We start from the raw sequence: 11,467 nt of genomic DNA on the forward strand, positions 1-11,467 counted from the left end.
TATAGGGCACGGTTGGGAGACAGAATTCGTATTGACCTGAATCTGAGGTTTATTTGATAAATGTCACGATGCCTAGGCATTGATCTGAAGAAAATTTCCTCATTCAATAACAAGTTAACTAAGGAGAAAACATGCTTAGCAGACGTTCATGGATGAAAGGTCTTATCGGTTGCTTTGGCGCTTCCGCCATGGTTCCCGCTTCTTATGCACAGGGAAAAAAAGTTTCCGGTAACGCTTTTGATGTGGTGATTTTGGGAGCAGGAACCGGAGGTTTGGTTACAGCTATTGAAGCTTATGATCTTGGGCTTAAACCCGTTGTTTTGGAGAAGATGGATTACGCGGCCGGTAATTCTCTTTATGCTTCAGGTGGTATTGCGGCTTGGGGTACGGCTCAGCAAAAGGCGGAGGGACACGAGGAAACAGAAGAAGAATTTCGCAAAGATATGATGGCAGTTTCCGAAGGAAGAGCCGACCCGGAACTTGTTGATGCCTATGTCAAAAATATTGGTCCGGACCTTGAGTGGCTGAAGAATCATATTGGAGTCAAATTCAGCAAAATTAAAAGAAAGCCCTGGCCGATCGGCTATCGCATGCACAATGTGGACGGACAGGGACTGACAGGCGGCGGGCGGTTGGTCCGGTATCTGATCAGCGCATGCGAACAACGAAACATTCCAATTTTGTTCAATACTAAGGCAATTGAACTCTTAAACGATAATAAGTTCAGAGTGGTTGGAGTGAAATGCGTAACGGACGATGGCGTCAAAGAATTCTTTGGCACGAGAGGAGTGGTTATTGCGACCGGCGGCTTCTCAGCAAATCGTGAACTGCTGTGCCGCTATATGGGCGGTCCGCTCTCGAGACTTGCGCTTAGAGGCTCACCTTATACCATGGGTGAAAATATTGAACTGACACGTCCGCTCGGAGCACAGTTTGTCCATATGGACCAGTTCCATTGCGGTCCGATCGTTGAGGAAACTCATGCGAATCCTAACTTTGTTATTGATGCCGGTCTGGGAATCGACGTGGATGTCCGCGGTAAGCGTTTTATGGATGAGGTTTTCACCTATACACAGAAATCGTTCGCTACAGCTCAATTAACACCGGAAAATCTGGCTTATCACGTCATTGACAGCCATTGGGAACTATCCGCAAAGGCTGCGAAAAAATTCATTGATATGAAAACTAAAGTTTTGGTTGCCGATACTGTTGAAGAATTGGTGCAGAAGATGGGTGCAGATCAGAAGCAGTTCACGGCGCTTATCAATGAATTTAATGCTGCGGTTAAATCGGGCAAACTGAAAGAAATGAATCCTCCGTGCTCACTTCCAGCCGCTAAGCCTCTGGATAAAGCACCTTTTTATGCATTTCCGTTCCAAGGCGGTATTACAGCTACATTCGGCGGACCAAAGATTAATCGTAAGGCTCAGGTTCTCAATACAGAAAACGTCCCGATTAGAGGACTGTATGCCGTTGGAAACGCTGCCGGCGGCCTTTTTTACGGCAATTACATTGGCGGCTCACAGCTTGGCGGTGCCACAGTATTCGGACGAATCGCCGCTCAGCATATGGCTAAGAATAATTAAGGAGAAAATAATGTATAAGATTCTTATCGCGCTTGCCTGCGCACTTGTCGCCCTCAGTTCCTCCGCAGCGGAGATAGCCGGATTTATTGCGGATCGTCATGCAAAACTGAATGTTCAATGTATCTCATGCCATAAACAGGGTGCGGATCAGGCAACAGTCCGTAAGGAACAATGTCTGGCGTGTCACGGCAGCTATATGGCTTTGGCTAAACGGACTGAGAAGGTTAATCCGAATCCGCACTATAACCACTTTGGTGATCGTGACTGCTCGACGTGTCATAAAGGACATTCTCCGTCCGTGACTTCCTGCGACCAGTGCCATAAATTTGATCTTCGAATGCCTTAATAAACGTTAGCGCAAAGAACGGATCGGTCTTAATGCCGGTCCGTTTCTCATTCCGGTTGAATAGGGTTTAACTGAATGAGTTTCAGTAGCTTGAGTTCATCGAGACTGTCCTAATATTAATAATAGAGAGAAGCATTCATAATAGAGAGAAGCGTTAGTCTGAAAAAAATTGCTTATCCGAAGTATTTGCATAGACGGTCGATAATCCAAGGCAGCGGCCTTTTATGCCATTCTCTGATGATCAATGATGAATAATAAGTATTGGACGAATAAAAACTGCGGCTTCTAGAATTCAGCATAGCTTTGAACGTTTGGAGAAATAATGAAGCAGATTATTGGCAGAACTTTTGAAGCCGAGCGCTCACTGTATCGTCTGACTGATACGGAACTGATTGACTGCGTCTTCGGCGGACCTGAGGACGGAGAGTCGCCTCTGAAGCATCCGGAGAACTTTCGACTGAAAAATTGCGATTTTTCTATGAGATATCCGATTTGGCATGCCAAAGATTTCGAGATTGAGGACTGCAGTTTTGACGAGCTGGCGAGGGCGGCGCTTTGGTACTGCTACGACGGCAAAATCATCAATACAAAGCTTCATGGCATTAAAGCGCTGCGCGACTGTCAAAATGTTCTGCTTGAAGGCTGCAGTATTCAAAGTCCTGAGTTCGGGTGGAAGTGCCGAGGAATCATGCTGAGAGACTGTTCGGTCGAGGCAGAGTACCTCTTTCTCGACACAGTTGATCTGACGCTGAAAAACTGCAGACAAAAAAGGAAGTATTCATTCCAGTACATCCGGGACCTGCTGATTGAAGACAGCGACCTCGACACAAAAGATGCCTTTTGGCACAGCGAGAACGTGACCGTCCGCAACTCTAATTTAAAAGGTGAGTATTTAGCCTGGTATTCCACGAATCTGACACTTGAGAACTGCGTCATTGAAGGAACTCAGCCGCTTTGCTTCTGTCAGGGGCTCAAACTGATTAATTGCCGAATGGTGAATTGCGACCTTGCCTTTGAGTTTTCTGATGTTCAGGCCAAAGTGATCGGCAGTATTGATTCCGTCAAGAATCCGAGAAGCGGAAGGATAGAGGCCGATGAAATTAAAGAAATCATCCTAGATGAACCGGGTGAAGCAGAAATTGTGGAGTTAAATAAATGAAAGAAACTTTGAGTGTATTTCCATTGGGGGCGCCTAACGACGCTTATGCCGAATACTTTATCGGTCAGAGTTATCTTGCGCCGCTGACGGCGGAGCAGATTCCAACTTACAACGTGACTTTTGAACCCGCGTGCCGCAATAACTGGCACATTCATCATGCCGAGAAAGGCGGCGGTCAGATGCTCATCTGCGTCTACGGAGAAGGCTGGTATCAGGAGTGGGGCAAGCCTGCCCGCCATTTAAAAGCGGGAGATGTTGTCAATATTCCGGCTAACGTCAAACACTGGCACGGTGCGGCAAAGAACAGCTGGTTTCAGCATCTTGCCCAGGAGATACCGGGAGAAGGAAGCCGCACAGAATGGTGTGAACCGGTGGACGATGCTCAGTATCAAAAACTAGGATAAACACGCTTATATGTGCTAGCACATCTGAAATTTTGTTTTGGACGGCTGTATGGCCGTCTTTTTCTTTGCTTAAAAACAAGGAAAAGGAGGTAAAAATATGAATAGCCTAAGGGTTTATCATGACAATCGGTTGACTAGTTAACGTTATGTCATACATTTAACCCCGCAGATAAACTCGGAAAATTTAGAACAAATAAATTTCTTATTTTGTTCGAATTCGAAAAAATAATTCAGCAATTAGATAAATCTAAATTTATATATCAAGAATAAGCGGGTTAATACCAATAAATTCACATGCTAAATGAAGCGAATGAAGGCCGAAGAATACCCTCAAAAGTGCCGCCGTATCAGGGTTTAGCAGAATTCTTTCACATGAGGTTTCATTTCATAATGTGCGCAAGCGGGTAAACTCGCGATGTGAGAATCGTTAGTTTCAGTGTTTGTTTCATTAGCTGCTTACAGATCAAAAAATAAGATCGAAGCAATAGTGGAATAGAGATTAACAATTCTCGCTTTTGTTTAATACTTAATTGCTAGGATAGTCTATGTCTTCTCAAAACGATGTTCAGAAGCCTGAATTGGCTGATGAGAAAAGCGACAAAGTCACAATCGGCGCCTACATCTCTCTGGTGCTTGCTTGTGTCTTTTTCTCGGGTGTTTGCGCAACCAATCAGTGGTGGGGCATCTTCGACTTCACAACCATCAACGGTTCTTTCGGTAAGTTAGTTTCCGGCGTAACTCAGAACGGCGACGCTCTGAATGTTGCAACGGCCAACTTCCGCGGTAAAGGCGGTTCCGGTGCGATCGACGGCTTCATGTTCGCTCTCACTCTGGTTCCGACCGTTATGTTCGCGCTTGCGATGATCACGGTTTTCGACCACTTCGGTGCTCTTAAAGCCTGCCGTCAGATCCTCACTCCGATCCTTCGTCCGCTTATCGGCGTCCCCGGTGGTGCCGGTCTTGCTCTGATCGCTTCTCTGCAGTCTACCGACGGCGGTGCAGCGCTCACACGCCAGCTCAAAGACGACAACATTCTGAATGACAAAGAAATCAACAACTTTGCTGCATTCCAGATGACTGCTGACGCTTGCATCACAAACTTCCTTTCTTCCGGCGCTGTTCTGTTTACACTGCTTGCCGCTGATGGTAAGCCTGCCGTTCCGGTCAGCATCGGCGCATGTCTCGGCATTCTGTTCCTTGGCAAGATTCTTGCCGCGAACATTATGCGTGTAATCCAGATGGGCGGAAAGATTTCTGTCCGCAAGAACGCTTAATTTTCGGAGGAAAGAAATATGTCAGCAAGTAAAGGCAAAATGATGATCACTGACGTGTTCGTCAATGGTGCAAATCAGGGTTGGGCGATTGCGACTCACTCTACAATTCCGAACGTTTTGATGGCTTTCGTTATCATCAAAATGCTTACAATTTCGGGCGCTCTTGCCATGATCGGCAAGGTTCTCGGACCGGTTATGGCTATCTTCGGTCTTCCCGGCGAAGCAGCCATGATCCTTCTCGGCGGCTGGATGTCCATGGGCGGCGGTGTTGGTGTTGCGGTTGCGCTTTTCGATAAGGGCGCTATCGACGGTACACAGCTCGCTATCTGTATCCCCGCTATTTACCTCATGGGCTCCCAGGTTCAGTACATGGGCCGCTGCCTTGGTGTTATCGGCGTTCAGGGTTCCGACCTCTTCAAGATTATGGCCATTCCTCCGATTGTCGCGCTTCTCTCCCTCTGGGTTATGCGCCTGGTCGTTTTAGGTTCATAATATAGTCCTCTAATAACACTTAAAAATCCCCGCGAAAGCGGGGATTCTCATAACATGACTTCATATCTCTTTAAAAACGCAGACCTTTATGCGCCTGAGCACAAAGGCATTAAGCAGATTCTCGTTGTTAATGACAAAATTATCGCTGTCGAAGATCAGATCAATGCTGATATTCCCGGTCTTGAAGTTGTCGACTTAGGCGGCGCGATTGTTGCTCCCGGCCTGATTGACCAGCATATTCACGTCACGGGCGGCGGCGGAGAGGGCGGTCCTCTGACTCGCGCTCCCGAGCTGAACTTCTCCGAGCTCGTCGAAGCCGGTATTACCAGCTTTGTCGGTGTTTCCGGTACTGACAGCGAAACACGTCCGATTGAAGCCCTGATGGCAAAAGTCCGTGCGCTGACCAAAGAGGGCGCAACCGGCTGGATGTGGACTTCCAACTATCGTTATCCGCCGACAACAGTTACCGGCGACGTTAGAAAAGATCTTCTGACAATTCCCGAATGCTTAGGCGTTAAGATCGCTATGGGCGACCATCGCTGCTCTTTCCCGACAACTCAGGAAGTGCTTCGTGTTCTGTCTGACTGCCGTGTCGGCGGCATGATCTGCGGTCATGATTCTTATCTTCATGTTCACTTAGGTGATCTTCCGATCGCGTTCCCGGCATTTATGGAATGTGTCAAGACCGGCATGCCGATCAAACATATTCGTCCGACACACGTTGGTCGTCATCCTGAAGTTTTTGCTCAGGCGATCGCGTTTACTAAGGAAGGCGGCTATATCGACATTACAACCAGCGGCGGCAACTATATGGGCAGCGCTGCTGACGCATTTGTTATGGCGTTGGAAGAGGGTGCACCGATCGACCGCATTACCTTCTCGTCTGACGGTCACGGCTCCATGCCGAGATTTGACAAGAACGGCGAGATGATTGGTCTTACCGTCTGCAAAGTTTCCGACAACCTTCTGCAGCTTCGTGAATTAGCAGGCAAGATTGGTTTAGAAAAAGCTCTGCTTCCGCTCACACGCACCATTGCTACGGCTCTTTGCCTTGAGAACAAGGGCGTGATTGAAGCCGGTAAAGACGCGGACCTCTTAGTTATGGACAAAGACCTCAAGCCGATTCATCTGTTCATGAAGGGCCGTCAGGTCATGAAAGACTCCGAAGTCATCGTCAAAGGTGCCTTTGAAGAATAATTTTCTTTCTTGATTCACCAACGGGAGACATAAAAACTGCCTCCCGTTTTTTCGTGCCAAAATTTCTATTCTTGTGTGCAGACGGTCAAAAAATTCCGTCGAAGCCAAAAATTCTCACCGACGAACAATTCAGAAGTCTTCATGAGAGACGATAAATGTCCAGCAGAATAGGACATAGATTTTGCTTAGAAAACTAAGCTAATGACATAAATCATAGAATAATAAATTTATAACATATTGATTATCCGATTAAAAAACAGTAATTACTCAACATAACTACTATTATGTTGAGTAATATTTTGGGATTTTTAGGCGTTAAATTTCATAATTCAATCTGTATTTTCATAATTTGAAGATAAATTCTCGCATTACAAAAATTATTTATCTAGTTGGCAATAACTCGGTAAAATGGGCAAAACATGTCAGAATGTTTCTTGTACAAATTGTTATTTCCATATAACTATTTTTTGTTTTTGCACTGCATTCAAATTTGGAGGAGTTATGTCAGCTAAAAAAAGTTTTTGGGTAGGACTGCCGATGCAGATGATGTACGGCTTGGTCCTCGGTGTCATTGTTGGGAGTATCGTCTCGAGTGAATTCGCTACGACATATCTCCAGCCGCTCGGCCAGCTGTTCATCCGTTTAATCCGCATGGTGGTTGTTCCCTTGGTTGTTGCAACCCTGATCGCAGGTTCTGCCGGTTTGGGCAACGCCAGTAAGATCGGCTCCATCGCTGTTAAAACGATTCTGTTCTTTGCAGTCACCACAGCGATTGCGGTAACGATCGGCTTGGTTGTCGCAAATGTCATGACTCCGGGTGTTGGTCTCACTATTTCCGTTGAGGGTCTTAAAGCTAAAGCAGCGGCCGCCCCTGCTCTTTCTCAAGTCCTTCTTGAAATCGTTCCGATTAACCCGATTGAAGCGTTCGCTAAGGGCAACATGCTTCAGGTTATTTTCTTCTCGATCTTCTTTGGCTTTTGTGTCTCTCTCATGGGTGACAGCGCCAAGATGCTGACAGACTTCTTCCAGAAAGTTGGCGACGTCATGATCCGCATGACCAATTACATCATGCTCTACGCTCCGATCGGCGTGTTCGGCTTGATTGCTTATACAGTGACACGCCATGGTCTTGCAGTTCTGCTTCCGCTTGGCAAGCTTATCCTTACTGCTTTCGTCGCAACAGCGATTTTCGTCGCAGTGACATATCTTCCGCTGGTCAAGGTTATCGGCCTCAAGATTTCCACTTTCCTGAAAGGCGCGTTTGAGCCCTGGCTCATCGGCTTTACAACCTGCTCTTCGGCTGCCGCACTTGCGGTTAACCTTGAAAGCGCAAGAAAGATGGGCGCTTCCAGAGCGATCGCCTCTTTTGCGATTCCGCTCGGAAATACCATCAACATGAACGGTACTTCCATCTACATGGGTGTTACTGCGGTCTTTGCTGCTGAAGTTTTCGGTATCGACCTTACACTCACACAGCAGTTCGAAATCGTTCTCATGGGCGTTCTTGCTGCCGTCGGTACAGCCGGTGTTCCGGGTGCCGGTCTTATCATGACAACACTGGTCTTCACAGAAGTCGGTATTCCTCTGGAAGCTGTCGCTCTGATTGCAGGTATCGACCGTATCCTCGACATGATCCGTACATCTGTAAATATTCTTGGTGACAACCTCACAGCTCTGGTTGTTTCTAAGTCTGAAGGCGTTCTTGGAAAAGAAAAGATGGACGAAGATACACAGATCTAATCTGCTGACTTCCTAGTTGTTAGAAAAACCGGGTCCATGCCCGGTTTTTCTTTGCTCTATATGAACAAAACGCTCTGCAGCTCACTTGGGATTTTGTTATGCTTTTCTCGTAAAACTGAGAAGGATAATTATGTTTCCGACCTTTTGGAGCCAGCTGGACAGCTATATTGAAAGCGGCCTGTATTACTTGGCGTCAACCTTTAATCTGACCGGCTTTTTTGCCGAACATAGAGACACGATCGACGACGGGCTTTCTATCATTTACGGTCTTCTAGACGCGATATTTGATATCGTTCCAAATCTGGTTTTCGGATTCTTCTATTAAAAGTAAAGCCGCTTCAGAGCGGCTTTATTGTTAATTAGAGTCCGAGTTTTTTAAGCAGTGCCTCTACATGCCCTTTGGCTTTTACGCCTCGCATTTCATCCATAAGCACACCCTCTTCGTTAATGACAAATGTGCTTCTTTCAATGCCTAAGTACTTTCTTCCGTACATACTCTTCATTTTGAGCACGCCGTATTCCTTACAGACCTTCGAGTCCGCATCGCTTAGGAGCGGAAACGTTAATGCCTTCTTTTCTCTGAAGTTCGCATGACTCTTTAGGCTGTCACGCGAAATTCCTAAAATCACAAAACCGGCGTTCTGAAAAGTCTTCAGAGCCGCTTCAAAGTCCATGGCTTCAAGACTGCAGCCCGATGTATTGTCTTTGGGATAAAAGTAAAGAACAACCTTCTTTCCAAGAAAGTCAGACAGTTTTACTTCGCCTCCCAGGTCGCTCGGAAGACAGAAGTTAGGCGCTTTTTCGCCGAGAACGGCTTTGCATTCGGACGGATCGATTTCCGCTACGGTGTTATTAGTCATATGGCACATTTTTGTACAGTTATCGCTTTGAAAATATTTTAAATTTTATCGAAGATGTATAGATTTTGCGGCTGTCGGAATTTTTCAGCTGGTCTTCCAATACAGGATTTTTATCTGCGGATCGAATAAAAACGTTCTGCCCGTCAAGAACAAAACTAACGACTCCTCCAACTTTTGAGCCTATGGCTTTCATAATTTCTTCAGGAATGGTGACTCTGCCCGATTCAGTAACCTGGACCGAAACGGTATTAAGGTAAGCTGTCATTGGCTCTCCACTATTTCTGTTGGTGGTGATTTTATGCTTCCCTGAGGATTTTTTTAAGATTGGCTGGGCCTATTTTGAGCTTTAAAATCAATAAAAAAGCCTCGAGAATGCTCGAGGCTTAAATAGATTTAATGAAAATTATTCCGGTCGCTTATCCATAGGATCATTCATTTTTTCCACAGGTGCGGGAACGATCGGTTCAGTCTTCTTTGAACTTGAGAAAAATCCTTTTTTAGGTTCAATCTTGGGTTCTTCCTTCTTAGGTTCCTTAACGGCCTTCGGCGCTGCTTCAATCGGGCTGCGGAAAGCGTTGAGGAAGAGAAGTAGACTCAGAACGGCCGCAAGTCCGCACAGACCGATCACCAGGTACCATTGCGGGAATGAGTACCTGATATTCAGGATCATAAGCGGAGTTTTTTCCGGAATGAAGAACCAGATGGAGCCGGACAGCGTTGCCCAGAAAATCAGGTTAAAGCCGAACACCCAGCGGGATGCGGGCCCTCTTCCCTTGACGCAGCAAACCGCAAAACCAAGGAAGAACAGCATCGCGGTAATAATGGCGTTTTCAACCTGAAGGAAGCCGGACCATCCGGTGTTCAGCGGTACATACTCGGATTCCTGCTCATGATTCGAAGCAATCGGAGCGGCTTCGGTCGGCACTGCAGTTTCTGTGCCGGCGGAAGATTTCGTCTGTTCGGATTTAGTTTCTTCCGAAGCCTGAGGCTCAGCGGCGGCAGTGTTTTCGGTCACGGTATTTTCAGTGGTCGGAATCGCCTGCTCCTTAGGTTCACTCACGGCAGACTGAACTGCGGCCGGTGCTGCTTTCTTTCTGAATATTGCAAAACGGTCTTTTTCGCTCGGCGCTTTCTTCTCTATAGCGACGATCATGTTCTCGGGTTCGAACACCGTTTCGCCTCTGGTATAGAGGAAATATCCGAAAAACGCGTGCAGCATCATCGCGATGAAACAGACTAATGCGAGAATAATCTTCATAAAATGAGTCCCTTGTAACAATATGCAAAGATTAGCACAGCATCCGACGAACGTTGCTTGTGATTCACTAAATTGAACTTAGCTTGGGAAGCAACTTACGAGTGACAAAACCTCTACAATGATCCTATTTATATTGGGGAGCCAGCCATGGACATTAAAAAAGACAATCAAATGTATATGACAATCGCTCATATCGCTTCTGAACGCAGTTACGCTAAGCGTCTCAAAGTCGGCTGTGTGATTGTGAAAAATCATTCGATCATTTCTTTCGGGTGGAATGGTATGCCGACCGGGTATGACAACTGCTGTGAATATGAAGTCGACGGAAAACTGGTCACTCGTCCCGAGGTTCAGCATGCCGAACTGAACGCGATCGCAAAACTTGCGCAGAATGGTTACTCCTCCAACGGAGCTTCAATATTTATTACTCGTTCCCCCTGCATCCACTGTGCGCTCCTCATTCAAAAGTGCGGCATCACAGAGGTTTACTACCATGAGAAGTATCGTGACGACTCCGGTATTGAATTTCTTAAAAAGGCGGGCATTAAGGTTGAGCAGCTATAAAAGACCTTACTTCACATATCTAAAAAATAGACTTGGAGGTCAATCCAAGTCTATTGCTTTTTTCCGAACTCCGACAACGTATCTCGAAGCCGACCGTTCGGGAAAAGGTCAGGCTCACACCTGACGCTTTTAACTCTTACTTCATTGCTCTTTTAACAGCATCAATACCGCTGTTGATCATGTCATTGAACTGGCCGGCGGTAATACCGGTATACTTTTCTTTAGTCTTTTGAACGGCAACATTAATGATGTCGCGCAGCTCGCCTTCAGTCAGACTGGAATATTTTTCCTTTGTCTTTTCGACGGCAGCATTAATCAGATCGTTGAGTTCGCCTTCTGTAACATCGCTTTCTTTGTCAATTGCACGCGGATCCTGAACATATTTGCCAACAGCGTTTTCAACGAGGTTAGATAAACCTTCGACTCCTTCTCCGCTCTTAGCTAGATATGCCATAGCTGCGTCATTGAGTTCCTCAGAAACTGTCACACTCCATTCAGCTTTTCCCATTTCGATCACTCCTTATGTTTAATCTTTTATCGGGACCTCTCTCGTCCCTTTGCAGGCAATATACTAAGGGAAAACGCTA

General features: G+C 46.3%; 14 protein-coding genes. 10 read left to right on the plus strand and 4 right to left on the minus strand.

Going from position 1 to position 11,467, the window contains the following annotated elements; genetic code table 11:
- The first annotated feature begins 131 nt into the window (after positions 1-131).
- From AC6I1F_RS05845 to AC6I1F_RS05885, 9 genes are all read left to right on the plus strand, one after another.
- On the plus strand, positions 132-1,586 hold the full coding sequence (locus tag AC6I1F_RS05845; protein WP_251450494.1) for an FAD-dependent oxidoreductase: 1,455 nt from the start codon (positions 132-134) through the stop codon (positions 1,584-1,586).
- A gap of 10 nt (positions 1,587-1,596) precedes the next feature.
- Positions 1,597-1,932, plus strand: coding sequence for a cytochrome c3 family protein (locus AC6I1F_RS05850; RefSeq protein WP_251450496.1), 336 nt, complete (start codon positions 1,597-1,599; stop codon positions 1,930-1,932).
- Positions 1,933-2,254: 322 nt separating this feature from the next.
- Positions 2,255-3,091 carry a DUF3737 family protein gene (locus AC6I1F_RS05855; RefSeq protein WP_289163270.1) on the plus strand — a complete coding sequence of 279 codons (837 nt, stop codon included), beginning with the start codon at positions 2,255-2,257 and terminating at the stop codon, positions 3,089-3,091.
- Complete coding sequence (locus tag AC6I1F_RS05860; protein WP_251450500.1) at positions 3,088-3,495, plus strand: cupin domain-containing protein; 408 nt, start codon at positions 3,088-3,090, stop codon at positions 3,493-3,495. Before AC6I1F_RS05855 ends, AC6I1F_RS05860 begins: the two co-directional genes overlap by 4 nt.
- 545 nt (positions 3,496-4,040) lie before the next feature.
- Positions 4,041-4,769, plus strand: a complete 729-nt coding sequence (locus tag AC6I1F_RS05865; RefSeq protein WP_160334483.1) for a nucleoside recognition domain-containing protein — start codon at positions 4,041-4,043, stop codon at positions 4,767-4,769.
- Positions 4,770-4,787: 18 nt separating this feature from the next.
- Positions 4,788-5,261, plus strand: a complete 474-nt coding sequence (locus tag AC6I1F_RS05870) for a YjiG family protein (protein WP_160334484.1) — start codon at positions 4,788-4,790, stop codon at positions 5,259-5,261.
- Between the two features lie 54 nt (positions 5,262-5,315).
- Positions 5,316-6,458, plus strand: coding sequence for a beta-aspartyl-peptidase (gene iadA / locus AC6I1F_RS05875; protein ID WP_289077932.1), 1,143 nt, complete (start codon positions 5,316-5,318; stop codon positions 6,456-6,458).
- Positions 6,459-6,959: 501 nt separating this feature from the next.
- The gene (locus AC6I1F_RS05880) at positions 6,960-8,198 is read left to right on the plus strand and encodes a dicarboxylate/amino acid:cation symporter (RefSeq protein WP_160334486.1); all 1,239 of its coding nucleotides are present in this window, start codon (positions 6,960-6,962) and stop codon (positions 8,196-8,198) included.
- 130 nt (positions 8,199-8,328) lie between these two features.
- Positions 8,329-8,523, plus strand: a complete 195-nt coding sequence (locus tag AC6I1F_RS05885; RefSeq protein WP_160334487.1) for a hypothetical protein — start codon at positions 8,329-8,331, stop codon at positions 8,521-8,523.
- A 34-nt stretch (positions 8,524-8,557) separates the two neighbouring features.
- Here the strand turns inward: AC6I1F_RS05885 and AC6I1F_RS05890 are convergent, their stop codons facing one another.
- The 3 genes from AC6I1F_RS05890 to AC6I1F_RS05900 form a co-directional block, all read right to left on the minus strand.
- On the minus strand, positions 8,558-9,058 hold the full coding sequence (locus AC6I1F_RS05890) for a peroxiredoxin (RefSeq protein WP_237178693.1): 501 nt from the start codon (positions 9,056-9,058) through the stop codon (positions 8,558-8,560).
- 19 nt (positions 9,059-9,077) lie between these two features.
- Positions 9,078-9,323: an AbrB/MazE/SpoVT family DNA-binding domain-containing protein gene (locus AC6I1F_RS05895; RefSeq protein ID WP_160334489.1), complete on the minus strand. Its 246-nt coding sequence runs from the start codon at positions 9,321-9,323 to the stop codon at positions 9,078-9,080.
- Positions 9,324-9,461: 138 nt separating this feature from the next.
- Positions 9,462-10,316 (minus strand): hypothetical protein, encoded by an 855-nt coding sequence (locus AC6I1F_RS05900; protein ID WP_160334490.1) that lies wholly within the window; start codon positions 10,314-10,316, stop codon positions 9,462-9,464.
- 147 nt (positions 10,317-10,463) lie between these two features.
- Between AC6I1F_RS05900 and AC6I1F_RS05905 the strand changes: the two genes are divergently transcribed.
- Complete coding sequence (locus AC6I1F_RS05905) at positions 10,464-10,880, plus strand: deoxycytidylate deaminase (RefSeq protein ID WP_160334491.1); 417 nt, start codon at positions 10,464-10,466, stop codon at positions 10,878-10,880.
- Between the two features lie 136 nt (positions 10,881-11,016).
- Here the strand turns inward: AC6I1F_RS05905 and AC6I1F_RS05910 are convergent, their stop codons facing one another.
- Positions 11,017-11,388, minus strand: coding sequence for a ribbon-helix-helix domain-containing protein (locus AC6I1F_RS05910; RefSeq protein ID WP_160334492.1), 372 nt, complete (start codon positions 11,386-11,388; stop codon positions 11,017-11,019).
- Positions 11,389-11,467: the final 79 nt, after the last annotated feature.

The organism is Parasutterella sp. St.1A3 (assembly GCF_059728705.1).

What these genes read in the sequence shown, in the direction of transcription:
- AC6I1F_RS05870 (WP_160334484.1), top strand. Translation starts at nt 4,788, where the DNA reads ATGTCAGCAAGTAAAGGCAAAATGATGATCACTGACGTGTTCGTCAAT.
- AC6I1F_RS05895 (WP_160334489.1), bottom strand. Translation starts at nt 9,323, where the DNA reads ATGACAGCTTACCTTAATACCGTTTCGGTCCAGGTTACTGAATCGGGC.
- AC6I1F_RS05885 (WP_160334487.1), top strand. Translation starts at nt 8,329, where the DNA reads ATGTTTCCGACCTTTTGGAGCCAGCTGGACAGCTATATTGAAAGCGGC.
- AC6I1F_RS05845 (WP_251450494.1), top strand. Translation starts at nt 132, where the DNA reads ATGCTTAGCAGACGTTCATGGATGAAAGGTCTTATCGGTTGCTTTGGC.
- AC6I1F_RS05910 (WP_160334492.1), bottom strand. Translation starts at nt 11,388, where the DNA reads ATGGGAAAAGCTGAATGGAGTGTGACAGTTTCTGAGGAACTCAATGAC.
- AC6I1F_RS05860 (WP_251450500.1), top strand. Translation starts at nt 3,088, where the DNA reads ATGAAAGAAACTTTGAGTGTATTTCCATTGGGGGCGCCTAACGACGCT.
- AC6I1F_RS05900 (WP_160334490.1), bottom strand. Translation starts at nt 10,316, where the DNA reads ATGAAGATTATTCTCGCATTAGTCTGTTTCATCGCGATGATGCTGCAC.
- AC6I1F_RS05865 (WP_160334483.1), top strand. Translation starts at nt 4,041, where the DNA reads ATGTCTTCTCAAAACGATGTTCAGAAGCCTGAATTGGCTGATGAGAAA.
- AC6I1F_RS05855 (WP_289163270.1), top strand. Translation starts at nt 2,255, where the DNA reads ATGAAGCAGATTATTGGCAGAACTTTTGAAGCCGAGCGCTCACTGTAT.
- AC6I1F_RS05905 (WP_160334491.1), top strand. Translation starts at nt 10,464, where the DNA reads ATGGACATTAAAAAAGACAATCAAATGTATATGACAATCGCTCATATC.
- iadA (WP_289077932.1), top strand. Translation starts at nt 5,316, where the DNA reads ATGACTTCATATCTCTTTAAAAACGCAGACCTTTATGCGCCTGAGCAC.
- AC6I1F_RS05880 (WP_160334486.1), top strand. Translation starts at nt 6,960, where the DNA reads ATGTCAGCTAAAAAAAGTTTTTGGGTAGGACTGCCGATGCAGATGATG.
- AC6I1F_RS05850 (WP_251450496.1), top strand. Translation starts at nt 1,597, where the DNA reads ATGTATAAGATTCTTATCGCGCTTGCCTGCGCACTTGTCGCCCTCAGT.
- AC6I1F_RS05890 (WP_237178693.1), bottom strand. Translation starts at nt 9,058, where the DNA reads ATGACTAATAACACCGTAGCGGAAATCGATCCGTCCGAATGCAAAGCC.